Origin of the sequence: Brucella pseudogrignonensis, from assembly GCF_032190615.1 — a bacterium.
GTDB lineage: Bacteria > Pseudomonadota > Alphaproteobacteria > Rhizobiales > Rhizobiaceae > Brucella > Brucella pseudogrignonensis_B.
Map to the genome: position 1 here is coordinate 593,827 of NZ_JAVLAT010000001.1, position 24,416 is coordinate 618,242.

Here is a 24,416-nt window from a genome sequence, read left to right on the forward strand (position 1 = left end):
CAACCTTTCAAATGCTCTCAACCAAAAACCTCCGCGCCAATCTCATGGTGCGCGGAGGTTTTTATGATGAAGAAAATAGCCTTAAATTAGTTATCTATGCCCAGAAAACCGCCGGATTGCCGCGCCCACAGACCAGCATAAATACCACCTTGCGCGATAAGCTCATCATGCGTGCCTTCTTCTGCAATACGCCCCTTATCCATAACAATCAGACGATCCAGCGCTGCGATAGTTGAAAGCCTATGCGCGATTGCAATCACTGTTTTGCCATCCATCAGCTGACGCAGGTTGTCCTGAATGGAGGCTTCAATTTCTGAGTCGAGCGCAGACGTTGCTTCATCCAGAATAAGGATTGGCGCATCTTTGAGAATTGCGCGAGCAATCGCGATACGCTGTCGCTGACCACCCGATAGCTTGACGCCGCGCTCACCTACAAAAGCATCGAACGACTTGCGTCCGTTGAAATCTTCAAGCCTTGCAATAAACTCATCCGCCTCCGCCTGTCGCGCGGCATCCGCAAGATCGTCATCCGTCGCATCATCGCGCGCCAGCATAATATTATCACGCAGTGAGCGATGCAGCAGTGCTGTTTCCTGACTGACAACTGCAAAGGCGCGCCGCAACGAGGCTTGCGTGACATCGCGAACATCCTGCCCATTAACGAGGATAGCACCCTTCTCAACATCGTAGAGCCGCAGGATCAGATTGACGAGCGTAGTCTTCCCTGCTCCCGAATGTCCAACCAACCCCACCCGTTCGCCGCCCTTGATGGAAAAATTTATATTATCAAGAACTCCGGCTGCTTTACCGTAATGAAAAGTGACATCTTTTATGTCGATACGCGCATCGGTAATGTGCAACGGCTTTGCGCCGCGCTTGTCTTCCAGACCAAGCGGCGCCGACAAAAGCTTCATGGAATTTTCGATCAGTCCGAGTTGTCGCAACATCCCGTTCAACTGCATCATTAAACGCCCGAGCAACATATTAAGACGCAGGATCAAACCCAGTGTGAAAGAAACCTGCCCGACGGTGATCGCGTCTTTCGTCCACAAATCAATGGTAATGCCCGCAATCACCACAATCATCACGCCCGAAAGCGCAGTCATGGCCAGCCGCACGCCTGTCAATGAGCGCATGAATGGAAAGACCGCCGCGAGATAGCGCTTAAAGCCATCACGCATATAGCGCTCATCATCATCAGCAGTGTTCAGCTTGATTGTCTGGATATTGGAATAGCTGTCAACGATACGTCCGTTGATCATCGAGCCTGCTTCGGCAGAGGCTTCCGCATTCTTGCGGATGCGTGGCAGATAGTGCTTTGCGATCAGACCAAAGGCTGCGATCCAGACAATGACTGCCGCCGCCAGGCGCCAATCGAGCTGCCCGACCAGAACCAGCGTCGTGATACTATAAATCGCCATGAACCAGACGACTTGAATGAGACTTTCAATCAGATCGCCAGCAGACTGGCCTGCCTGCCAGACTTTTGTGGCAATACGTCCTGCAAAATCAATCTGAAAGAATGCGTAGGACTGTCGCTGGACATAAGAATTCGCCTGCCAGCGGATCATATTGTAAAAGCCCGGAGACAGCGTCTGGCCTTCGAGCATCGTCGTGAGCGCTGTCACCAAAAAGCGGATAACAAGAACCGTAACAGCCATGAACAGCAGTTCCGGGCCCGCGGCTTGAAACAGCTCTGACCAACTGCGCTCGACACCCGCACGCCCCGCCTGATCAAGAATATCGACCAGCCTGCCGGTGAAATAAAACAGCCCAGCTTCAACCAGTGGCGCGAGACCGCCCACAGCCAGTGCCGCTGCAAGCGGCCATTTGGCCTGCCGCGCATAATGCCAGAGGAAGGCCAGCGTCGTTGACGGCGGTCTCAGCTGTTCCGGTTCGCGGAAGGGATTAACCCAGCGCTCGAACAGGCTGTAAACCGCATTCATCAATTGCTTATTCCTCAGTTTACCAGCTCTGGTTCGCTCTGGTCATCAAAACCAAGGAAGCCACCCGACTGACGCGCCCACAATCCAGCATAAATGCCGCCGAGCGCAACAAGTTCCTCATGCGTGCCATCTTCGACAATTTGGCCCTTGTCCATCACAACGAGACGATCAAGAGCCGCAATAGTGGAAAGGCGATGCGCAATCGCGATAACCGTCTTGCCTTCCATCAAGGTGTTGAGACTGTCCTGAATGGCTGCCTCCACTTCCGAGTCGAGCGCAGAGGTTGCCTCATCCAGAATAAGGATAGGCGCATCTTTGAGCATCACGCGGGCAATCGCGATACGCTGACGCTGACCACCGGAAAGCTTCACCCCGCGCTCGCCGACATGCGCATCCAGTCCGCGCCGACCTTTGGCATCGGTCAGCAACGGAATAAACTGGTCAGCCTGTGCCAAGCGAATGGCCCGCTCAACCATTTCATCCGTCGCATCCGGGCGCCCATACATGATATTTTCGCGCACCGAACGATGAAGCAACGAGGTATCCTGGGTCACCATACCGATGCTTGCGCGAAGGGAATCCTGCGTCACTTTTGAAATATCCTGACCGTCAATCAGAATACGCCCCTTCTCGAGATCGTAGAAACGCAGCAACAGATTGACCAGCGTCGATTTACCCGCACCCGAACGCCCCACAAGTCCGATCTTCTGACCCGCCTTAACGTCAAGGGACAAACCTTCGATGACGCCTTTGCCTTTGCCGTAATGGAAACCGATCTTGTCGAAATCCAGTGCACCCTTCGTCACATGCAGCACAGGCGCGTTCGGAACATCGACAACATTATGAGCACGCGAGATCGTCGTTATGCCGTCTTCCACCGTGCCTATATTTTCAAACAGCGCAGACATCTCCCACATGATCCACTGCGACATGCCGTTCAGGCGCAGCACAAGGCCAATACCCACAGCCACAGCACCAACAGAGATTGAGGCGTTCATCCAGAGATTGATGCCGATCAAACCCACCGCGAACAGCAGAATGCAATTCGACAGATAGAGCGTGAAGTGGAACATCGTAATCATGCGCATCTGGCGATGCACAGTACCCAGAAAGCCATCAAGGCTTTCTTTGACATATGACTCTTCTCGGCTTGAATGCGAGAACAGCTTTACGGTCGCTATGTTGGTATAGCTATCAACAATGCGCCCCGTCATGGACGAACGCGCATCCGCCTGCTGCTCTGAAATCACCCGCAGCCGCGGAATGAAATAACGAAGCAGGATCAGATACACCACAAGCCAAACCGCAAACGGGATCATCAGAACAATATCGGCTGATGCCGCAATAAACAGGGTACCGGCAAAATAGACGATCACGTAATTGAGCACGTCCAGCAGCTTCATCACTGTTTCACGAACGGCGAGTGCTGTCTGCATCAGCTTGGTCGAGATACGCCCCGCAAACTCGTCCTGAAAGAAAGACATCGACTGACGGATCAGATAGCGGTGCATCAGCCAGCGCACACGCATCGGATAATTGCCAAGCAATGTCTGGTGAATAAGCAGCGAGTGGATCAACACGACACCCGGCAGAATAACCAGCACAACGCCCGCTATCAGCGAAAGCCGCCAGCCTTCATTGCTTAGAAATGTCTCGCGCGACTGGTGCGAAAGCCAGTCAACAATATTGCCCATGAAGGCAAACAGCGACACTTCGATAATCGCGATCAGCGTCGTAAAAATTGCCATGCCGATAATCCATGGCCATGAGCCACGGGTATAATACATGCAGAAGGCAACAAGCCCACGCGGAGGCTCGCGAGGCGGTTCTTCGGGATAAGCGTCGAGTCGTTTTTCAAACCATGTAAACATGGCGCCTCTTTTACTTGCACCCTATAAAATATGGAAGACAACAACAGGAACAAAAAGGGAATATTTTTGTGATGTGTGGATAGACCGTATTCCCCGCACGTTACTGAGCAGAGATATGTTGATGCGAGCGTTTCGGCTGAGCTCTACTCTTGCAGCCTGCCGATTTGTGCGTTACCCGGCTTGTATGGATCTGCGCATCGCTCTTTACCAGCCCGACATTCCCGGCAATACCGGAACAATTCTGCGCATGGCCGCATGCCTCGGCTTCGCGGTGGACCTGATCGAGCCTGCTGGCTTCGACGTCTCCGACCGATCGTTAAAACGCGCTGGCATGGATTATCTGGAACAGGCAGCCCTCACCCGCCACGCCAACTGGCAGCAGTTCAATGACTGGCGCCTTCAGTCAGGCAAACGACTGGTACTGCTATCCACCAAGGCAGCTGTTCCCTACACGACTTATGAGTTTCAGGAGAATGACATCCTCCTGTTTGGACGGGAGTCTGCAGGCGTTCCAGACAGCATTCAGGACATCGCCGATGCGCGGCTGATCATCCCGATGGTACCGGGTGCGCGCTCCCTCAATCTTGCGGTTTCTGTTGCACTCACAGCAGGCGAAGCTATGCGCCAGAGAAATCTCAAAAGCGATTCTTTTTCAATCCCATAAGAGATGAAGCGGAATCAGTTCCCGAAGCAGATTTGAATGCGCCGCAATCTTGCCGGCAGCACAGAATAAATAATTCCAATATCCGGCCAGAAAGGTTCTATCTCCAGTGAAACCATCGTTCCGTAATTCCATTCTTTCAGCTTCGCTTCTTGCGACCTCACTCGCTGCACCCGCATTGGCACAAGCTTCCGAGACCATTGCGCCAAAGGTCATGGTCATCACCATGTTTGGCGAAGAAGCAAAGCCATGGCTGGAGGGTGAAAAGTTCACGCAAAAGATCAAGCTTGCAGGTCTAAGCCCTGAATATCCTGAGATCGATTGCACGGCGGAAGGCCTCTGCCACATGACAACGGCCATGGGCTTTGCCAATGCCGCAAGTGCAGTTGCTGCCATGGCGCTGAGCGATAAGCTTGACCTCAAGCACACCTATTTCCTGATTGCTGGCATTGCAGGCGTTGATCCAAAACACGGCACGCTTGGTTCTGCGCATTGGGCGAAATACGCCGTCGACGCCAACCTCAACCATCGCATTGATATTCGTGAAGCCCCGGAGGGCTGGCCAACAGACTTCTTCGGACTTGGCGCATCGAAGCCGGGTGAAAAGCCAAAATGGGCGGCTGGCACGGAAGTCTTTGAACTCAATGGCAAGCTTGCCGATTACGCGCTCAAAACAACCAAAGGCGTTGAGCTTCTCGACAGCGATGATGCGAAGGAATATCGCAAGCATTACACGCAAGAAGCTGCAACCAGCGCACCAAAAGTCACGATCTGCGACACCGCATCGGCTGACACCTACTGGCACGGCACCAAGCTTGCTGAGGCAACCGAACAGTGGACCAAGCTCTTGACAGATGGCAAGGGCGAATACTGCACCTCGCAGATGGAAGACAATGCCACGCTGACCGCGCTCAAACGCGCAGGTGATGCAGGCAAGCTCGACTTCAATCGCGTTGCACTTCTGCGCACCTCTTCTAACTTTGATCGTCAGGGTAAAGACCAGACAGCATCCGAGTCACTCGCTGCAAAATCGGGTGGTTTCCCACTCGCAACGACCAATGCCTATCGCGTTGGCAAGACCTATGCTGACAGCATCATCAAGGATTGGAAGTCTTGGGAACAGGCACCGCAGACTGACGCCAAGTAAGCCTGTAATGCTATAACGACTCAAAAATCAAAGCGCCTTTCGATCACATCGGAAGGCGCTTTTATGGGAGCGCATCCCGAAAAGTGCGAAACGGTTTTCGGATAAAATGCGTGCTATCGCAAAAGGGCTATTCTGAATCCTGTTTCAACGACTTAGCGACGGAAATTGAATCAGTTCTCTAATCCGATGTCGGCAACCGTCGCATTGTGAATTCGATCACATCATCGGGACGCTCGCACCAGCTCTCGATTTCCGTCCAATAGGCTGCTTTCGGAAAACTCTCGAACCATTCACGTGCTTTATCGCGCGCCGCCTGTCGTGGCAAGGCAAATGTCTCCCGGACAAAGCCATCACGCGGGAGTCGGCTTTTGTTCGCACGGCCTTTTTCAAGCTGCTTGCGCAAGCCTTCAAGCGGCGGTTTGGGCGGTGATGCGTTCATGCAATTGCCTCCCTGTTAGGGACGTTATGATCCCGTAAGGACTTAAGATAGGCAAGCAACATGCTGATGACGAGTCTTTTCTTGGGGAGAGGAAATTGCCCCTGCCACTCATCTTGTCTTCGCGCTATGCCAGCGCACAGGACTTTGCTAAGTCTCTTTTCTATAAAACGATGACGATACATTGCGTAAGAGGATACAAAAATGCAGCGCGACGAAATTCCGGCAATCATCCCGCAAGATATCGAAGAGAAAAAACTGGCCGCGCAGAACTGGTTTGAAGAACTGCGCGATCGTATCTGCGCGAGCTTCGAGCAGCTGGAAGACGACCTGCAGGGCCAGCTTTCCGATCAGGAACCAGGACGTTTCGTCCGCACACCTTGGCAAAAGGATGAAGGCAAGGGTGGCGGTGGGGTCATGTCCATCATGCATGGCCGTGTCTTTGAAAAAGTCGGTGTGCATGTCTCAACGGTGCATGGCGAATTCACCCCGGAATTTCGCAAGCAGATACCCGGTGCCGAAGAAGACCCACGCTATTGGGCCAGCGGCATTTCGCTGATCGCGCATCCACAGAACCCGAATGTGCCAGCCGTGCATATGAACACGCGCATGGTCGTGACTTCGCGCCAGTGGTTCGGTGGTGGTGCAGACCTGACCCCAGTGCTTGATCGTCGTCGCACGCAGGCGGACCCAGATACACTCGCTTTCCACAAGGCTTTCCGCTTCATCTGCGAAAAGCATAAAGACATTGTCGACTACCAGCGCCTGAAAGAATGGTGCGACGAATATTTCTATCTGCCGCATCGCGATGAAGCACGCGGCATTGGCGGCATTTTCTATGACTGGCTGCACTCATCCGAAGAACAGGGCGGCTGGGAAAAGGACTTCGCTTTCACTCGCGATGTGGGGCGTGGCTTTTCGGTCGTCTACCCGCATCTGGTACGCCAGAATTTCAACAAGGACTGGACACCGCAGGATCGCGAAGAACAGCTTATCCGTCGCGGACGCTATGTCGAATTCAACCTGCTTTATGATCGTGGCACGATCTTTGGTCTTAAGACCGGCGGCAATGTGAATTCTATCCTCTCGTCCATGCCACCTGTGGTGAAGTGGCCGTAACACTCCAATAAAAAAGGCCGGATCATCCGGCCTTTTTTATTTACGCTTTTGGCTGATTGCGAAGCTTCTCAGCCTGCGCATAAAACTTCTTTTCCCATTCATTGTGGTTATCCAGCCCTTCTTTGATGAAGGGGGTGAAGATCGCCAAATTCATCAGCGCCCAGTTGACGAAACGGGCCGGGAATTTCAGCGGCTTCACAAAGTCGACGAACAACACCACACGCGTATGCTCGGTGTGATTCCATGCTTCATGCTCATAGGCATCGTCGAAAATCAGAACCTTGCCTTCCTGCCAATGGCAGATCTGCTTATCCACGCGGATCGCAAGCTTGTCAGCCGGCTCCGGTACGATCATGCCCATATGCAGGCGGAGTACGCCATTATAAGGACCACGATGCGGCGGCAGATGCTTGCCCGGCTCGAAGATTGAAAACATGGCAGTCGTCAGACCCGGAATATGCTGCACCGCATTCCACGTGTTGGGACAGGCCTTGATGTTCTGTTCCGACTTCACCCCAAAGCCCAGCAGGAAGAATGTCTTCCAGTGATTGTCGGTCGAGATCGTCTTCACGTCTGACGAAATATCCTGAAACGATGGCAGTTCGCTCTGACGCAGCAACACCTTTTCCAGCTCCGCACGGATTGCCGGATAGGCCTTCTCAACCTCAGCCGCCCACGGGAATGTCGCATTGTCATAAACTGGCGGATTGCCAAGCTTGGCATACTTCAGATTAAGGCGCTCTGCCCATGCAACAATGCCCATGAAAAAACGCGTTACCGCACCCGGCCGCTCCATTGGCGCAATGCCTTGCGTGCCAAAATTTTGCTTGGGATCAGAAGAAGCATTCTGCGAAATCGAAGGATCAGGATTGGACATGCCAAGACACTTTCAAAACAAAACTAAAAAACGTTCAGCCATAATCTAATGAAACCATTGCTGAATTTTACAAGTCATCAGCCGTTCATTTTATTGAGATCAAGTTTGTCCAGAAGCGTTTCGCGGTCAAGACTAAAACCGGAGTCAATCCATAAAGTTTCGAGGTTGCGCAGCACTTCACCGAGCCCCGGACCTTTTTCAATGCCAAGTTCCAGAAGGTCGCTACCCGTCACCGGAAACACCAGCGGCTGATATTTTTGCGTCAAATCCAGCAGCCGTGAATAGCCACCCGCGCGGATCATCGCTTCATCGCTGGTGGCCGCTTCCTGACGAGCCGATGCATAAGAAAGCCGGATGCGGTCCTGTATCGCCTGCGAACTGCCGCGATAAATAAGTTTCTTCAAAGCCTGCTCAGAAGTCTCCGACTTAACTGCGTCCGCTCGCGCCCATGCTTCAAGCCGTGCACGCTCGGCATTCGACATTTTCAGTCGCTTGCCCAGTTCCGACATGCGTGCCACATCCGGCGGCACCATGCTTTCGAGCCGCAACAGCGCGTCAACCGGCCAGCCAAGATCAGCTTCCGTGCGCACCAGGCCATGAATAGCATCAATACCCCATTTTTCGCTTTCCGGCAGAATGGCGCTCAGTACACCCGACTGTCGCATCCAGAGCAGTGCGCGCGAGGGATCAGGTGCAGCCAGAAGCTTTTTAAGTTCCGACCAGACACGCTCAGCCGACAGCTGATCGAGGCCATCTTTCAGCCGTGCGCTGGCACGCAGACCCTCCGTTTCGGGACGCCCTGTTCCGTACCAGGCAAAGAAGCGGAAAAAGCGAAGAATGCGAAGATAGTCTTCACGGATACGTTCTTCCGCATCTCCGATAAAGCGCAAGGTTTTCGTTTCAATATCGGCAAGACCGCCGACATAATCGATCACATCGCCATTCGCCGTTGCATAAAGCGCATTGATGGTGAAATCACGCCGCTCGGCATCCGCTTTCCAGTCTGTCCCAAAAGCAACCTTGGCACGACGGCCATCGGTCTCAACATCTTTGCGCAAAGTCGTGACTTCAAAAGGCTGCCCCTGCACAACGACAGTCACAGTGCCATGCTCAATACCGGTCGGCACCGGTTTAAAACCAGCTTCCTTCGCCAGTCGCACTGTCGCGTCCGGCAAATGGGTCGTGGCAAGATCAATATCACTGACAGCTGTTCCAAGCAGCGTATTGCGCACAGCACCGCCCACCACACGCACTTCGCCACCATCGCGATTAAAAGCGGCGAAAAGCGCCTGCAATGGCTTCGCATGCAGCCACTTGGCCTTGTCAGAAATATTCACTGTATCGCTCAACGGTAGAGCCTTTCATAAAGTCCGCGAATGATGCCTGCGGTCACGCCCCAGATGAATCGTTCGTGATATGGCATAGCGTAATAAAAGCGTTCCTGACCATTAAACAACCGGCTTTCGCGTCGGTGATTGGCCGGATTCATCAGGAATGAAAGTGGCACCTCGAAAATATCCGCAACTTCGTCCGGGTTCGGATACACATCAAACGGCGTGTTGACCACTGCCAGAACCGGCGTGATGGAAAAGCCGCTGCCTGTAAGATAGCGCGGCATATGTCCGATGATCTCGGCCCGATCAGACACCAGTCCGATTTCCTCATTGGCCTCGCGCAAGGCTGCATTTTCAGCCGTGCCGTCTTCCGGATCGATGGCACCGCCTGGAAAGGCAATCTGGCCGGAATGTTTGCGCAGCTTTTCCGTGCGCCGCGTGAGCAGCAGAGTTGCCTCCGGGCCGCGATCCACCACCGGAACCAACACAGCCGCATCGCGCATTTTTGCCGTTACCATTGATTGCGTGAAGTCAGGATTGAGAGAATGATCGCCCGTCAGATCATCATGATCCGGCGTCCAGTGACGGACGCGTTGCGCAAAATCATTGGCCGAAAACAAATTTTGCACATGTTCATTCATGCAGTGCTGCCTCCAGCGCATCCGAAGGCATAATCGGGAAAACCACACCATTCGATCGAACTGCAAACATCGTCACGCCATCAACCTCAATCTCTTCACCCAATGCCACCAGATCGTACATCACTGCACGTCCGACCAGCGCCTCAAGTCGTCCACGCGCATTGATATAAGGTTTAAGGCCGCCGCTTTCATCATCGATAACAAAGCGCAAAGGATGCTCCGCATCCACCTCCACCACGTCACCAACATTGGTGCGGAAAGTCAGTATCTGTGCCTCTCCCTCACCCGAGACCTGCATTTCAACGGCGATAAAATGCGCATCCTCAACCCCAATGCCAATTTTTTCCACCGGCGTTACAAGATAGGTTTTGCCGTCTTCATCCTTGCGCAGCACGGTCGAAAACAGGCGCACAAGCTGCGGGCGACCAATCGGCGTACCCATATAGAACCATGTTCCATCGGCGCGGATTTCCATATCCAAATCACCGCAAAACGCGGGGTTCCAGCGTTCGACCGGCGGAATCCCACGCTCTTTCGCAGCGGGTCCACTCGTTGCATCAGCATGGGCACGCGCGATCAGCGCTTCCAGTCCGCCCATATTTTCGGCATCACGCTCAACGCTTTGCGGCGTTTCGTTGCCTTCGGGGGTGATTTTTATCATCCGACTCGGTTATCCCTGTCCGAATGTGAATTTAACTCTTAAAGTCATGAAATAGTCACCGTTTCGCGGCTTGTCAGCATATATAGTGTTTTGAACATTATATTGCAGGTGCGGATATTTTTGCGAGGTCCTTATGAGCGTAGTTGTTAGCCCCGAAATCGCCAATCCCGACCAGATTGTTGCCGAAGCAGAAGCAGCACTCGCTGACATCGCTCGCATCAAGGAAAATGTCGGAACGGTTATTTTCGGGCAGGAAAGCGTTATCGAACGCACGCTCGTTGCGATTCTTGCTGGCGGTCATGCGCTGCTCGTCGGCGTTCCGGGCCTTGCGAAAACCAAACTTGTAGAAACACTGGGAACAGTGCTTGGCCTTTCAGGTCAGCGCATTCAGTTCACGCCCGACCTTATGCCCTCCGATATTATCGGATCGGAAGTGATGGAACAGGATGCCGACGGACGCCGCTCTTTCCGCTATCTCAAAGGCCCGATTTTCACGCAGCTTCTGATGGCCGATGAAATCAACCGCGCCTCGCCTCGCACGCAGTCTGCTCTTTTGCAGGCGATGCAGGAATATCATGTCACCGTTGCCGGTCAGCGCTATGATCTGCCAGCACCGTTTCATGTGCTGGCAACGCAAAACCCGCTGGAGCAGGAAGGCACCTATCCGCTACCCGAAGCCCAGCTGGACCGCTTCTTGATGCAGATCGATATTCTCTATCCTGAACTCGATGCCGAACGCCGTATCCTGCTCGAAACAACAGGCGTTACTGAGGCAAAGCCGCATGCGGTTCTTGATGCCGAACGTCTACGCCAAATGCAGGCGCTGGTGCGCCGTATGCCTGTTTCAGAAAGCGTGGTTGATGCAATTCTCAAACTTGTGCGCTCGGCGCGGCCTGATGCCGATAACGAACATGCGAAAAAGCATATTGCCTGGGGTCCGGGTCCACGTGCAAGTCAGGCGCTGATGCTCTGCGCGCGTGCACGTGCTCTTTATGAAGGCCGTCTCGCCCCATCCGTCGATGATGTGAAAGCGCTTGCTGAACCAGTTCTGCAACATCGTATGGCGCTTAATTTTGCAGCGCGTGCGGATGGAATGCATGTACGTGATATCATCGCCAATCTGGTGAAGGCTGCTGCTTAATGGTGATTGGCGCAGAAGTTTCATCGGCAGACCGCAAGGATACTTTGGCGCGTGCCCGAGCGCGTGCAGCCAGTATTCCCGATCTGCTGGTCGAAGCACAACGTGTCGTGAACACTGTGATGAATGGCTGGCATGGCCGTCGCAAACGCGGTCCCGGTGAAAATTTCTGGCAGTTCCGGCCCTATGTTCAGGGCGAAACGCTGGCCCATATCGACTGGCGACGCTCAGCGCGCGACGATCATACCTATGTGCGTGATCGCGAATGGGAATCCGCCCACACCGTCTGGCTATGGTGCGATTTCTCGCCCTCGATGCTTTACCGCTCGCAGCTTTCATCCGCTTCCAAAGAAGCCCGTTCCTTGGTGCTGACCCTTGCACTGGCAGAACTTCTTTCCCGTTCGGGTGAGCGCATTGCATTCCCATCACTGTTGCAGCCTTTTTCAGCGCGCAATGGTGCGGAACGCTTAGCAAGCGCTTTAATGCATGACACCGCCTCACGCCCCTTACCTGATATTGATCAGATCCGACGTTTTTCTGAAGTGGTGCTGGTGTCAGACTTCCTGCAACCGCTCGATGAGTTGACAAACCTGCTTGATAATCTCGCACGTCGCGGTGTTCGCGCGCATCTGGTGGAAGTGGCCGACCCGGCAGAAGAGACGTTTCCCTATTCCGGTCGTACCGAGTTTCGTGATCCCGAAACAGGCAACACGCTTGTTGCAGGCCGAGCCGAAACCTATGCGGAAGACTATCGCCGACTTTATATCGCGCGCCGTGATACGCTGGCAGATCTTTGCCGCCGCCTTGGCTGGAGCTTTACCGTGCATCGCACCGACACACCGGCTACGCAAGCTCTGCCACGCTTGCATGACGCTCTAAGCGCATCATCCGGGAGTGCCCGCTGATGAATTTTCTGCCACTTGCTTTTGGCACCCCCCTCATTTTGGCCGGTCTTCTGGCGCTGCCGGTCATCTGGTGGCTACTACGCATGACGCCGCCGCGCCCGCAGGAGGAAACCTTCCCGCCATTGCGCATTCTGGCACAGGTTTTCAAACGCGAGGAAGTGCCATCCAAAAGCCCATGGTGGATGACGCTGCTGCGACTACTCATTGCAGCCCTCGTCATTCTCGCGCTTGCGTCACCTATCTGGAACCCGCGTCCTGTTGCCCTATCCGGCAATGAACCGCTGGCCATCGTCATTGATAATGGCTGGGCTTCGGCGGAAGACTGGACACAGCGCGTTGCGGCTGCTGAAAAGCTGATTGCTGATGCAGAAAGCTCGAACGCGCAAATTTACGTCCTTGGCACGGCAGAACCTGCCAATGCCGAGATTGGCCCTTATGATGCCAGCCGCGCATTGGAACGCTTGCAAGCCGTACAGCCACGCCCGATCCCTGTTGATCGCAAGGCAGCACTGGATCGCCTGGCATCGACGGTGCCACAGGGCGAAAAAATCCGGCTGGCTTTCAAGAATGACGGACTGGCTAATGCCGCCGACAAGGATATTTTTGCCAAGCTTGATCAGGATGGTCGTCTGGCTTCGATGCTCTGGTATGCGGCTGATCTTGACCGCCTTGTGGCGCTGACCAGCATTGACAACAAAGTTGACAGTCTTGAAGCAAAGGCAATCCGTCCAGAAGGCATAACCATGCCGCGCACGCTGACGGCCTCTGCCTTTGACGACAAAGGCCGTCGCATTGCAGAAGCACCACTGTCTTTCGCCGTGGGCAGTACAGAAGCGACAGCGCGCTTTAATCTGCCGGTGGAATTGCGCAATGACTTCCGCGTCATCCGCATTGATGGCATCCAGCAAGCGGGAGCCACACGTCTTATCGATGCAGGGTCAGAGCGCCGCACTATCGGCCTTCTTGCCAGTGGTGATGGTGACCTTGCACAGCCGCTTTTATCGCCGCTGCATTATATTTCGCGTGCGCTTTCGCCGTACGCAAACCTGATCGAACCACGTTCCGCAGATCTCATGAAAACTGTGCCGGAGCTGCTTGATGCGAAGCCCTCCGTCCTGATCATGGCCGATATTGGTACCCTGCCGCAACCTGTAGAGGAACAGCTTTCCAAATGGGTTGAAGATGGCGGCACGCTGGTGCGTTTTGCCGGACCGCGCCTTGCCGGCGCCAACGAAAACGACCCGCTTCTGCCGGTACGTCTGCGCAAGGGCGAACGCGCTTTGGGCGGGACACTGTCCTGGTCCGAGCCGCAAAAGCTTCGTTCATTTTCCGACAAAGGTCCATTTGCTGGGCTGACAGTCCCGGACGATGTGACCGTCACACGACAGGTGCTGGCCGAGCCTTCCTTTGATCTCAATGACAAGGCTTATGCGACGCTTGCCGATGGTACGCCGCTTGTGACAGGTGAAAGCCGAGGTCGTGGCAATGTGGTTCTCTTCCACAGTTCGCCCGATGCCACATGGTCGAGCCTGCCTATTTCCGGTTCTTTTGTTGAAATGCTACGCCGCATCGTATCGCTTTCGCAGCGCACCAATGCAAAAGGCGACCAGCAATCCGTTTCGTTACCACCGTATCAGCTTCTTTCTGCCTCTGGCGAGCTAACGCCGCCCTCATCAGAAGCAAAGCCAATTGTGGTGGAAAAAGACAAACTCCCGATGTCAGCATCAACACGCCACCCGGCTTTTACGGCAATGAGGACGGTTTGAAAGCGCTTAACATCTTTGAGGGAAGCAACGTCAAGCTGCTGCCGATTACGCCGCCCGCGCTTTCTGTTGGATTAACGCCTGCATTCTATGGTGCGGATCAATCCATTTCGCTGCGCGGGCCATTCTCCGCAATTGCCGCGATGCTTCTGGCGCTTGATACATTGCTGATGCTCTGGCTGCGCGGTGCATTCCGTCGCCGCATGAAAATCCGTTCGAAAATTGCAGGCATCGCCATTCTCATTGCAGCGGCTTCTGCTATCAGCCTGATGCCGGTCTCTGTGCCTTCCGCACACGCTCAAACCCACGATGACAGCAAGCCCGGCGATGAAGCCATTATCAATTCCGTCTCACAAACCCATCTCGCCTATATCATCACTGGCAATGCTGCGACCGATGACATCAGCAAAGCAGGTCTGCGCGGACTGACTTTTGCGCTTAGAGATAAAACAGCGTTAGAGCCGGGTGATCCGATTGGCGTTGATCCCGCCAAGGATGAATTAGCCTTTTATCCATTAATATATTGGCCGATTGATCCAGATGCGCCAATGCCGACGCCTGAAGCAATCGCCAAGGTGGACGCCTATATGCAGCAGGGTGGAACCGTACTTTTCGATACACGTGACCAGTTGCAGGCGGGTGCGAGTCTTGATGCATCGGCCTCCCCCGCCAATCAGCGCCTGCGCACGATTCTCGACGGCATGAACGTGCCGCCGCTTGAACCAGTTCCCGACGATCATGTGCTGACCAAGTCTTTCTTCATCATGCCGGATTTTCCCGGTCGCTATGAAGGCAGTCCGCTCTGGGTTGAAGCAACGGCATCACCCGATGCGACACGCGACCGGCCAGTGCGCACCGGCGATGGCGTCTCGCCTATCATGATCACCGCCAATGATTTTGCAGGCGCTTGGGCAGTCGACGAACAGGGCAACCCGATGTTGCCAACCGTGCCCAATGATCCGATGCAGCGCATCTATGCCATTCGTGGCGGCGTGAATATCGTCATGTATATGCTCACCGGCAATTACAAATCTGATCAGGTCCATGTTCCCGATCTGCTGGAACGGCTGGGGAACTAATATGAATATAGAGTTTGAACCCTTCCTCTCGTTGCCATGGCTGATTGGCATTCTCGTACCGCTGGCGCTGCTCGTATTGATAACGATATTCCTGCGCATGCGCGGCGGCCTTATCCGTGGTCTTGCCGCCATTGCCCTTGCACTGGCACTGCTCAACCCTGTCATCGTCAGCGAGGAACGCGAGACTTTGAAAAGCGTAGTCGCGCTTGTGGTTGATCGCAGCCAGAGCCAGCAACTGGGCGAACGCCGCGCCGATACAGATGCAGCGCTGAAAAGCGTGCAGGATCAGCTTGCCGCCCTGCCGCAATTTGAAACGCGGGTGGTGGAAGCAGCGGAACCCGGCAAGAACGATGATGGTTATGCAACGCGGCTATTCGGACCGCTTGCACGCACCTTGCTGGATGTTCCGCCATCGCGCGTTGCTGGCGCCATATTGATCACAGATGGTCAGGTGCATGATACTCCGGCCAGTAAGAACGCGCTCGGTTTTGACGCACCTGTTCATGCGTTGATTACAGGCAAGCCGGATGAGTTCGACCGCCGCATCAAATTCAACAAAGCACCGCGCTATGGCATCAGCGGCAAGCCGCTGGAAATGTCTTTCACCGTCATTGATGAAGGCAAAAGCTTAGGACAATCCGCACCTGTCGAAATTCGCGTTAATGGTGAGAAGGTCAGCGAAGAACAGGCAAGGGTCGGGCAGGAAACCCCGCTCACGATTGAACTGCCGCGCGCTGGCGTCAATATTGTCGAGATAACCACGCCAACACTTCCTGGCGAAGTGACCGATGCCAACAACCGCGCAGTCGCAACCATTGACGGAATTCGCGAAAATCTCCGCGTACTACTGGTCTCGGGCGAGCCGCATAATGGCGAACGCACATGGCGCAATCTGCTGAAATCCGATGCCGCCGTGGACCTCGTCCACTTCACGATTTTGCGCCCGCCGGAAAAGCAGGATGGCACACCAATCAACGAATTGTCGCTGATTGCCTTCCCAACACGCGAGCTTTTCGTCGATAAGGTCAATGAGTTCGATCTCATCATTCTCGACCGCTATCAGCACCGCGATGTGCTGCCGTTGCTCTATTATGATTATATCGCGCAATATGTTGAAAACGGCGGCGCGCTGCTGGTAGCAGCAGGCCCGGAATATGCGAGCGATATGTCAATCGCGCGGACTCCGCTTTACAGTGCTCTGCCCGCCATGCCGACCGGCACCATCACGGAAAAAGCCTTTTATCCGCGCCTGACCGATCTCGGAAAACGTCATCCGGTCACACGTGGTCTTGACGGCAGCGATCACGAACCACCGCATTGGAGCCGCTGGTTCCGCACCATCGATATTGGCGAACCGCGCGGCGAAACAGTTATGAACGGCGCTGATGGTAAGCCGCTTTTGGTGCTCGACCGCGTCGGCAAAGGCCGCGTTGGCATGTTCCTGTCTGATCAGGGCTGGCTCTGGGCACGTGGCTTTGAAGGTGGTGGTCCCTATGCCTCGCTTTATCGTCGCATCGCGCACTGGCTGATGCAGGAACCGGAACTGGAAGAAGAAGCGCTGACCGCTGGCGGCAATGGCCGCACGCTCGCAATCCACCGCCAAACCATGGGCGATAATCCCGGTCAGGCAACAGTTACCACGCCATCGGGCAAAGAATTGCAGGTCAACCTCACACAGGGCAAACCCGGCCTATTCGACGGCACATTGCAGACCGATGAAATCGGTATTTTCCGTGTGAAGAATGGCGATCTGGAAACGCTTGCCCATGTCGGACCTGTGGATGCGCCTGAATTTTCAGACAGCATATCGACCACTGAACGCCTGCAACCAGTGGCAGATGCCACTGGCGGCTCGATCCATCGCGTGCATGAGAGTGCGGAAAGTTCTGTTGAGGTTCCAGCGATCACAGCTGTTGCGGCAGGCCGCGCGGCAAGCGGCAGCGGCTGGATTGGATTGCGCGAAACATCGGACACACAGCTTAAAAGCGTCAATCGTCTGCCGCTGTTCTCTGGATTGTTTGCGCTGGCTGCCCTGCTCTTTATATTTGGTGGAATGTGGTATCGCGAGGGACGGTAAAACCAGCCCCTCGCTTCCCCTCTTTTTAACTCTCAAACTCTGCTTGCGTGCTGAACAACGCCGCTCACACCATTGAGCGCATTTGGCACAATCTCACACGCAAGCATCCGACGCGGATCGACCGGCGCAGGCATGATCATTGAACCTGGTTGCACCATTTTGAAACCAAAAGGTGCATAGTAAGGTTCGTCCCCCACCAGAACAATCAGCTTGTGACCCGCTTTTTCAGCCGCCTCAATCGACATACGCATCAGCTTGCCGCCAATGCCCCGCTTCTTCCATTCAGGCCGCACAGCAAGCGGTCCAAGCAGCAAGGCTGGCGACTTGCCAACCATAACAGGCGTCTGCCGTACCGATCCGACAACGATGCCACCCATCAATGCGACAAAAGAAAGGCTTAGGTCGTGCGGACCACCTTCACGAATGAAATGTGCCGCTTTGGTAAAACGTGCTGGACCAAAAGCCTCGGCATTAATCGCTTCGATCTCGATGTCGTGCGCCGCGTTTTCCTGTGCGTAGGTCAGTTCAAGTTGCTGCATGGTGGATTTGCCTGAAGAGAGAGCTGGCGGACTAAAAAGCCCAATAGAATGCAATCTGCGCAGTTTGAGCACAGTTCTAACTTTCATCGTCGGATGAAGTGCATTCCGGCCATTGTTCTCTCCAGTGCGGCGTGATGAAACGATACCGCAATTTGAAAGTTGCCTAACACCAAATTGATCAGAGGTAAAACAAAATCTTTCAAAACGGCGGTTTAAATTTAGCTTTTTGGCACCGTTACGCACTGTTCACGCCTTGATAGGCTGTCAATTGGCAGTTTTTGCCCTATTTTCCTTATCAAAAGGAGAAATCACATGGGACTTCTGGTTGACGGCAAATGGCAGGATGTCTGGTATGACACGAAAGCCACTAAAGGCCGTTTCGAGCGCTCGAAATCGCAGTTCAGAAACTGGGTCACAGCAGATGGAAGCGCAGGCCCAAGCGGCGAAGGCGGCTTTAAAGCCGAAGCTGGCCGCTATCATCTCTACGTGTCTTATGCCTGCCCATGGGCGCACAGAACCCTGATTTTCCGCGCTTTGAAAAAGCTCGAAGACGTCATTTCTGTCTCCGTAGTGGATGCGCTGATGGCTGAAGAAGGCTGGACCTTCTATGGCACAACGGGCAGCACGGGTGACGCATTGTATGGCGCAAAACGTCTGCACGAAATTTACACGAAAGCTGATCCGCAGTACTCGGGCCGTGTGACGGTTCCTGTTCTTTGGGACAAGCAGCAAGAAACAATCGTTTCAAACGAGTCGTCTGAAATCATTCGCATGTTGAACAGTGCTTTTGACCAATTCGGCGATGCATCGTTTGATTTCTACCCGGAAGATCTACGCAGCGAAATCGATATGCTTAACGACTTCATCTATCCAAATATCAACAACGGCGTTTATCGCGCTGGCTTCGCCACGACACAGGACGCCTATGAGGAAGCCTTCGGGCAGGTATTCAGCGCGCTGGACACGCTGGAAGAGACACTGTCGAAGAATCGCTATCTGACAGGTTCAAACCTCACCGAAGCCGACTGGCGTCTATTCACAACACTTGTGCGCTTCGATCCCGTCTATGTCGGGCATTTCAAATGCAATCTGCACCGGATCGCCGATTATCCAAATCTCTCCAACTACACGCGTGCGCTTTATCAGGTTCCTGGCGTGGCTGAGACGGTGAATATGGAGCATATCAAAGGCCATTATTACCGCAGCCATAAAACGATCAACCCAACGGGTATTGTTCCGCTTGGACCGGAGATCGACTTTGCAGCACCGCATGACCGTGGCAGGTTCGCTAACTGAGCCTTTTCTGCAACAGTCCTTTCAGAACATCTTTGTTTTCTAAAATCTTGGGCGCCTCTTTGATCCTGATCAATGGGGCGCTTTGCTGTGCAGTCCAGAGTGCACCCATCACTACCCAAGACTTTGAGACTCAGAACTTCAGGAGAGACTGATGAACCGCTTTGCCAAAGGGCTTCTCGCAGCAACAGCACTGACATTTGCAGCACCCGCAGCGTTCGCTGCTGACGCGATTGTCGCTCAGCCCGCGACCGAAATCGTTGCCGCTCCGCAGGCGCTGTCACCATGGCAGATCCGCGTGCGCGCACTTGGTGTTGTCGCTGAAAACAAGGGCTACGTAAACGGCGTTGATGGTTCTGGTCTCGATTACTCGAAGTCGATCACACCGGAACTCGACATCACCTACTACTTCACCGACAATCTGGCTGCTGAACTCATCCTCGGCACCACTTATGCCAATATCAATGGTACCGGCTCAATCGAAGGTCTCGGCAAGGTCGGCAAGGTCTGGATGCTGCCTCCAACGCTCACCATGCAGTATCACTTCACCAATTTCGGCGCTTTCAAGCCTTATGTTGGCGCAGGTGTGAACTATACAATTTTCTATAATCAGGATGCAGCAGGCGTCGATTATCTGAAAGTGAAGAACACCTTTGGCGGCGCGCTTCAGGTCGGCTTCGACTACATGCTTGATGAGCATTGGGGTATCAACTTCGACGTGAAAAAGCTGTTCCTCGAGCCAAAGTTCGACGTCACAGTTGCTGGCCAATCCATGACAGGCAAGGCCAAGCTCAATCCTTGGCTGATTGGTACAGGTATCACCTACCGCTTCTAAGCATAGATAAGGGCGCGAAAGCGCCCTTCACTTTACCAGTTTGGCAGTGGCTCCAGATCATGCAATGCCTCCTGCAAACGGCGCTTGGTGGAGGAAGTCGTTCCTACCGGCAAATTATCAAGCGGGAAGAAGCCTGCTTCCGCTATTTCCCTGTCACGCTGCTTTGGTTCGGTCTGCTCGAAAGCCCGACAGACATAAAGCGCCACGTGATCTCGTTTGGATGCATGCGCATTCTTATAAAGCGCGAACAGCTCGGGCCGTCCGGTCAGGCGAATATTGCCCTCCTCACGCAGCTCCTTTTCCAGCGCCTGCCCGAAGGTCTCCCCGCTATCCACCCCGCCGCCCGGCAATTGCCAGCCCGGAACATAGGTATGCTTCACCAGAAAAACGGAATTGTTCTTTTCATCAAAGACAATTGCCCTGACACCGAGCGTCATTGGGCGTCGCAGCAGAAAATAAGTATGAAATAAAAAATGGCGGAAGCGCATACCGTCAATCCTGAGCAAATGTCCTGCACGCATCATTGCACCAAAGACATCAATAAAAAGTCGCTAAATACGGTTTCGATTTAAAAAATAATACAGTACACCGAAACTATGTTTCGCCTCACCCATATTTCAGACATCCACCTGTCGCCGCTGCCCCGCATTCGTTATCGCGAGCTGGCATCAAAGCGCATCACCGGCTACATTAACTGGATGCGTAATCGCAAAGGTGCGATGCATGGGACCGTTCTGGATAACCTGATTGCCGATATGTTGGCCCAAAACCCAGATCATATTGCTGTAACCGGCGATCTGGTCAATCTGGCCCTCAATCTCGAAATCGATATTGCACATGACTGGCTGTTGAAACTCGGAGACCCGAACAATGTTTCGGTCGTCCCCGGCAATCACGATGCCTATGTGCCCGGTGCGCTGGATAAATCCTGCCGCAAATGGGAACCATGGATGCGTGGCGATGGCGTGGATAACCACGGCAAGCGGCCTCTGTTTCCCTATATGCGCGAACGCGGACCCGTCGCAATGATCGGTGTATCATCTGCGCGTGCCACAGCGCCATTTATGGCGAGCGGCGATTTCCGCTCGGCACAGGCCAAACGTCTTGCGCTTGCGCTGGATGAAGCGGGGTCACGCGGACTGTTCCGCGTTGTGATGATCCATCATCCACCAATCCATGGCGCCACGCCAGCGCACAAACGGCTCTATGGCATTCGCCGCTTTCAGAAAGTCATAGCCAAGCATGGTGCCGAACTGGTCATTCATGGCCACACACATCTTGCAACGCGATATGACATTGATGGGCTAAACGGCAAAGTGCCCGTTATCTGTGTGCCATCGGCCAGTCAGAACTTTGGCGGGCATAAACCACCTGCGCGTTATAACGTCTTCGATATAGACCGGAAGCCGGAAGGCGGCTGGTCATGCCACTGGAAACAACACGGCATCGAAGATGAGAGCGAACGCGTCATCAAAATTTCAGAGCAAATATTGTACTAAGGCATTCTGAACTACCGGCAGTATTTCAGAATGCCTATAGATCAATCAAGCTAAACACTTGGTCGGTCTCATGCAGTTCACACACTACACTTTAATACTCGCGAAATGAAAAATCGCACTTCTTGAGCTTTGCGGCACGCTGCAATGCGGCCATTTCGCCTTTTAATCGCGCAACTTCCGCAGCCTTTATTCCATTGCCTTCATTAAAGAACAATATTGGCCAAAAGATCACCAAACCAACGCCCGTCTTGATCGCATCTTCAGTTGCTGCTGTATTTTGTCGGCCCATAGCCTTTGCTGCGCTCGTGGAAAGAAGAATGCCTTCACCAGCCAGTGAGGAGCAGGAAAGCGTCTCATAAGGGGCTGATGATATATAACTTGGCTCGATCTTACTCGCACGCGAAGCGCATCCGTTTATAAAAAATAGCGGGCACAATAATAGTATAAGTTTGCTCATCGAACACCTAAATTAAAATAAATAATAATTTAGGTATATTTAATAATATGGTATTTTGATGGAAATATTATAACTTCAATATAACGATATAATATAAATAATAAATTGCCAGTATAAATGAAGAAGGCGGCATAAATGCCGCCTTCTTTGTTTAACTACTTTGCAACCACGCGGTTGGCCGCTGAAACAATCGCTTCAAGCGAAGCACTCACAATGTTGTCGTTGATCCCCACACCGAACAATTTTCCGTCTGGATAAGCGACTTCAACATAAGAAATAGCGGCTGCGTCCGACCCTTGCTTGAGTGAATGCTCGGAATAATCAATAACTGACATCTTCACGCCGAGATATTTCGACAGCGCATCGATAAAGCCATCAATCGGACCTGTGCCTTTGCCTTCGATATTCTTCGTCACGCCGTTATCGGTGATTTCAGCCGTGAGAATACGACGACCCTTCTGCTCAGGATCAGGATAGGTATGGTGATCCACGAACTTAATACGGCCTTCTGCCTGCTCCACATAGAGCTTCTGGAACTCTTCGTGAATGCGCTTCGACGGCAGTTCTTTCCCTTCATCATCCGTGATGTTCTGGATGATTTCGCGGAACTCAACCTGCAAATTGCGCGGCAGATTCAATCCGTAATCCGCCTGCAGGATATAAGCGATACCGCCCTTGCCCGACTGCGAATTGATGCGAATAATCGCCTCATACGAACGGCCAACATCCTGCGGATCGATTGGCAGATAAGGCACTTCCCAGATCGGCGAATTGGCGGTCTTGCGAACCTTCATGCCCTTGTTGATCGCATCCTGATGCGAACCGGAGAAAGCCGTATAGACCAGCTCACCCACATAAGGATGACGCTCGGCAATCTTCAGCTGGTTTGAATATTCATAGACATCTTTCATGCGATTGATGTCACGGCAATCCAGCTCAGGATCGATTCCTTGCGTGTACATATTGAGAGCCAGCGTCACCACATCGACATTGCCGGTGCGCTCGCCATTGCCAAACAAGGTGCCTTCAACGCGGTCAGCACCAGCCATCAGGCCCAGTTCGGTGGCAGCAATGCCCGTGCCACGATCATTATGCGGATGCAGCGAAATGATCAGGTTTTCGCGATTGTCGAGGTTGCGGCACATCCATTCAATCTGGTCGGCATAAACATTGGGTGTGTTCATTTCGACAGTCGATGGCAAATTCAAGATCAGCTTGTTTTCAGCAGTTGGCTTGACGATTTCCGTCACCGCGTTGCAGATTTCCAGCGCCACATCCAGCTCGGTGCCGGTAAAGCTTTCCGGAGAATACTGGAAGCGATAGCCACCGCCTGCTTTCGCCGCCATATCCATGATCATCTTGGCAGCATCGGTCGCGATCTGCTTGATGCCCTTGACGTCCTTGTTGAAAACAACGCGACGCTGCAATTCACTGGTCGAATTGTAGAAGTGGATGATCGGTGTCTTGGCCCCTTCCAGCGCTTCAAAAGTGCGCGTGATCAATTCAGGGCGGCACTGCACCAGCACCTGCAAATCGACTTCATCGGGTGTTTCGCCCTGCTCAATTGCCCAGCGGCAGAAGTCAAAATCGGTCTGAGAAGCCGATGGGAAGCCAATTTCAATTTCCGGGAAACCCATATCGACCAGCAGACGGAACATACGTTCTTTGCGGTCGTGGCCCATCGGGTCAATCAACGCCTGATTGCCATCGCGCAGATCGACTGAACACCAGATCGGAGCCTTTTCGATGCGCTTTGCAGGCCATGTGCGATCATCGAGCTTCGGGAACGGGAATGGCGTATATTTCACAGCCGCATCAGGCATGCCTTTAGGCTTGACGGCGGAGACAGTCGTATTTGGATTATGGTTCATGGTCATCTCATCCTCCCGGAGTACTCAACAGTTCTGTACTGTCATAACGACCCGGTCATAGCTTCTTAAAATTCAAATTCGGATTTTGGGAAAGGAGCATGCGTCAGCGGGACTTCATCGACCGCCGGACGCTCCTTTCAACGAGCCCGGCGATCGCCGCTAAGGCCGAGTGTAAGAAGCGAGTTTAGAACGCAAACGTTCACGCGCGCGCTGAAAGCGGCGGCAGAATGTTCCAAAGATGTTGCGTCCTTCATAACCATGTCGATG

The 24,416-nt window shown here is 53.5% G+C and carries 20 protein-coding genes and 1 pseudogene; 10 read left to right on the forward strand and 11 right to left on the reverse strand.

Features of this window, described 5'->3' with window-relative positions; genetic code table 11:
* Positions 1-86 precede the first annotated feature (86 nt).
* On the reverse strand, positions 87-1,946 hold the full coding sequence (locus RI570_RS02940) for an ABC transporter ATP-binding protein (RefSeq protein WP_313826871.1): 1,860 nt from the start codon (positions 1,944-1,946) through the stop codon (positions 87-89).
* 14 nt (positions 1,947-1,960) lie between these two features.
* A complete protein-coding gene (locus RI570_RS02945; RefSeq protein WP_313826872.1) occupies positions 1,961-3,817 on the reverse strand; it encodes an ABC transporter ATP-binding protein in 1,857 nt (618 codons plus the stop codon).
* 184 nt (positions 3,818-4,001) lie between these two features.
* On the opposite strand from RI570_RS02945, the gene RI570_RS02950 reads away from it, so the two are divergent.
* Together RI570_RS02950 and RI570_RS02955 are read left to right on the forward strand one after the other, a co-directional pair.
* A complete protein-coding gene (locus tag RI570_RS02950) occupies positions 4,002-4,481 on the forward strand; it encodes a tRNA (cytidine(34)-2'-O)-methyltransferase (RefSeq protein ID WP_313828529.1) in 480 nt (159 codons plus the stop codon).
* 106 nt (positions 4,482-4,587) lie between these two features.
* Positions 4,588-5,625 (forward strand): purine nucleoside permease, encoded by a 1,038-nt coding sequence (locus RI570_RS02955; RefSeq protein WP_313826873.1) that lies wholly within the window; start codon positions 4,588-4,590, stop codon positions 5,623-5,625.
* 178 nt (positions 5,626-5,803) lie between these two features.
* On the opposite strand, the gene RI570_RS02960 is transcribed toward RI570_RS02955, so the two are convergent.
* The gene (locus RI570_RS02960; RefSeq protein WP_250038759.1) at positions 5,804-6,064 is read right to left on the reverse strand and encodes a hypothetical protein; all 261 of its coding nucleotides are present in this window, start codon (positions 6,062-6,064) and stop codon (positions 5,804-5,806) included.
* Between the two features lie 201 nt (positions 6,065-6,265).
* On the opposite strand from RI570_RS02960, the gene hemF reads away from it, so the two are divergent.
* Entirely contained in the window at positions 6,266-7,180 is a 915-nt protein-coding gene (gene hemF, locus RI570_RS02965) for an oxygen-dependent coproporphyrinogen oxidase (protein WP_313826875.1), read from the forward strand.
* 40 nt (positions 7,181-7,220) lie between these two features.
* Here the strand turns inward: hemF and RI570_RS02970 are convergent, their stop codons facing one another.
* The 4 genes from RI570_RS02970 to RI570_RS02985 all read right to left on the reverse strand — a co-directional run bounded on the left by RI570_RS02970 (position 7,221) and on the right by RI570_RS02985 (position 10,693).
* Positions 7,221-8,057 (reverse strand): aspartyl/asparaginyl beta-hydroxylase domain-containing protein, encoded by an 837-nt coding sequence (locus tag RI570_RS02970; protein WP_313826876.1) that lies wholly within the window; start codon positions 8,055-8,057, stop codon positions 7,221-7,223.
* Between the two features lie 77 nt (positions 8,058-8,134).
* Entirely contained in the window at positions 8,135-9,406 is a 1,272-nt protein-coding gene (locus tag RI570_RS02975) for a CCA tRNA nucleotidyltransferase (protein ID WP_313826877.1), read from the reverse strand.
* Positions 9,403-10,032, reverse strand: coding sequence for a CoA pyrophosphatase (locus RI570_RS02980; protein WP_313826878.1), 630 nt, complete (start codon positions 10,030-10,032; stop codon positions 9,403-9,405). Before RI570_RS02980 ends, RI570_RS02975 begins: the two co-directional genes overlap by 4 nt.
* The gene (locus tag RI570_RS02985) at positions 10,025-10,693 is read right to left on the reverse strand and encodes a DUF1285 domain-containing protein (RefSeq protein ID WP_313826879.1); all 669 of its coding nucleotides are present in this window, start codon (positions 10,691-10,693) and stop codon (positions 10,025-10,027) included. The genes RI570_RS02980 and RI570_RS02985 overlap by 8 nt, the downstream gene beginning before the upstream one ends.
* A gap of 133 nt (positions 10,694-10,826) precedes the next feature.
* On the opposite strand from RI570_RS02985, the gene RI570_RS02990 reads away from it, so the two are divergent.
* From RI570_RS02990 to RI570_RS03005, 4 genes and pseudogenes are all read left to right on the forward strand, one after another.
* Positions 10,827-11,834 carry a MoxR family ATPase gene (locus RI570_RS02990; RefSeq protein ID WP_313826880.1) on the forward strand — a complete coding sequence of 336 codons (1,008 nt, stop codon included), beginning with the start codon at positions 10,827-10,829 and terminating at the stop codon, positions 11,832-11,834.
* Entirely contained in the window at positions 11,834-12,736 is a 903-nt protein-coding gene (locus tag RI570_RS02995) for a DUF58 domain-containing protein (RefSeq protein ID WP_313826881.1), read from the forward strand. The genes RI570_RS02990 and RI570_RS02995 overlap by 1 nt, the downstream gene beginning before the upstream one ends.
* Positions 12,736-15,578 (forward strand): annotated as a pseudogene (locus tag RI570_RS03000) (DUF4159 domain-containing protein). The gene RI570_RS02995 and the pseudogene RI570_RS03000 overlap by 1 nt, the downstream one beginning before the upstream one ends.
* A 1-nt stretch (position 15,579) precedes the next feature.
* On the forward strand, positions 15,580-17,655 hold the full coding sequence (locus tag RI570_RS03005; RefSeq protein ID WP_313826882.1) for a hypothetical protein: 2,076 nt from the start codon (positions 15,580-15,582) through the stop codon (positions 17,653-17,655).
* Between the two features lie 32 nt (positions 17,656-17,687).
* On the opposite strand, the gene RI570_RS03010 is transcribed toward RI570_RS03005, so the two are convergent.
* Positions 17,688-18,194, reverse strand: a complete 507-nt coding sequence (locus tag RI570_RS03010) for an N-acetyltransferase (protein WP_313826883.1) — start codon at positions 18,192-18,194, stop codon at positions 17,688-17,690.
* Between the two features lie 312 nt (positions 18,195-18,506).
* On the opposite strand from RI570_RS03010, the gene RI570_RS03015 reads away from it, so the two are divergent.
* Positions 18,507-19,490, forward strand: coding sequence for a glutathione S-transferase family protein (locus RI570_RS03015; protein ID WP_313826884.1), 984 nt, complete (start codon positions 18,507-18,509; stop codon positions 19,488-19,490).
* Positions 19,491-19,641: 151 nt separating this feature from the next.
* Positions 19,642-20,322: an OmpW family protein gene (locus RI570_RS03020; protein ID WP_313826885.1), complete on the forward strand. Its 681-nt coding sequence runs from the start codon at positions 19,642-19,644 to the stop codon at positions 20,320-20,322.
* Between the two features lie 32 nt (positions 20,323-20,354).
* Here the strand turns inward: RI570_RS03020 and RI570_RS03025 are convergent, their stop codons facing one another.
* Positions 20,355-20,810 (reverse strand): NUDIX domain-containing protein, encoded by a 456-nt coding sequence (locus RI570_RS03025; protein ID WP_313826886.1) that lies wholly within the window; start codon positions 20,808-20,810, stop codon positions 20,355-20,357.
* A 108-nt stretch (positions 20,811-20,918) separates the two neighbouring features.
* On the opposite strand from RI570_RS03025, the gene RI570_RS03030 reads away from it, so the two are divergent.
* On the forward strand, positions 20,919-21,821 hold the full coding sequence (locus tag RI570_RS03030) for a metallophosphoesterase (protein WP_313826887.1): 903 nt from the start codon (positions 20,919-20,921) through the stop codon (positions 21,819-21,821).
* 91 nt (positions 21,822-21,912) lie between these two features.
* Here the strand turns inward: RI570_RS03030 and RI570_RS03035 are convergent, their stop codons facing one another.
* Both RI570_RS03035 and leuA read right to left on the reverse strand, forming a co-directional pair.
* Positions 21,913-22,110, reverse strand: coding sequence for a hypothetical protein (locus RI570_RS03035; RefSeq protein WP_313826888.1), 198 nt, complete (start codon positions 22,108-22,110; stop codon positions 21,913-21,915).
* A gap of 323 nt (positions 22,111-22,433) precedes the next feature.
* Positions 22,434-24,149: a 2-isopropylmalate synthase gene (gene leuA / locus RI570_RS03040; protein WP_313826889.1), complete on the reverse strand. Its 1,716-nt coding sequence runs from the start codon at positions 24,147-24,149 to the stop codon at positions 22,434-22,436.
* Positions 24,150-24,416 lie beyond the last annotated feature (267 nt).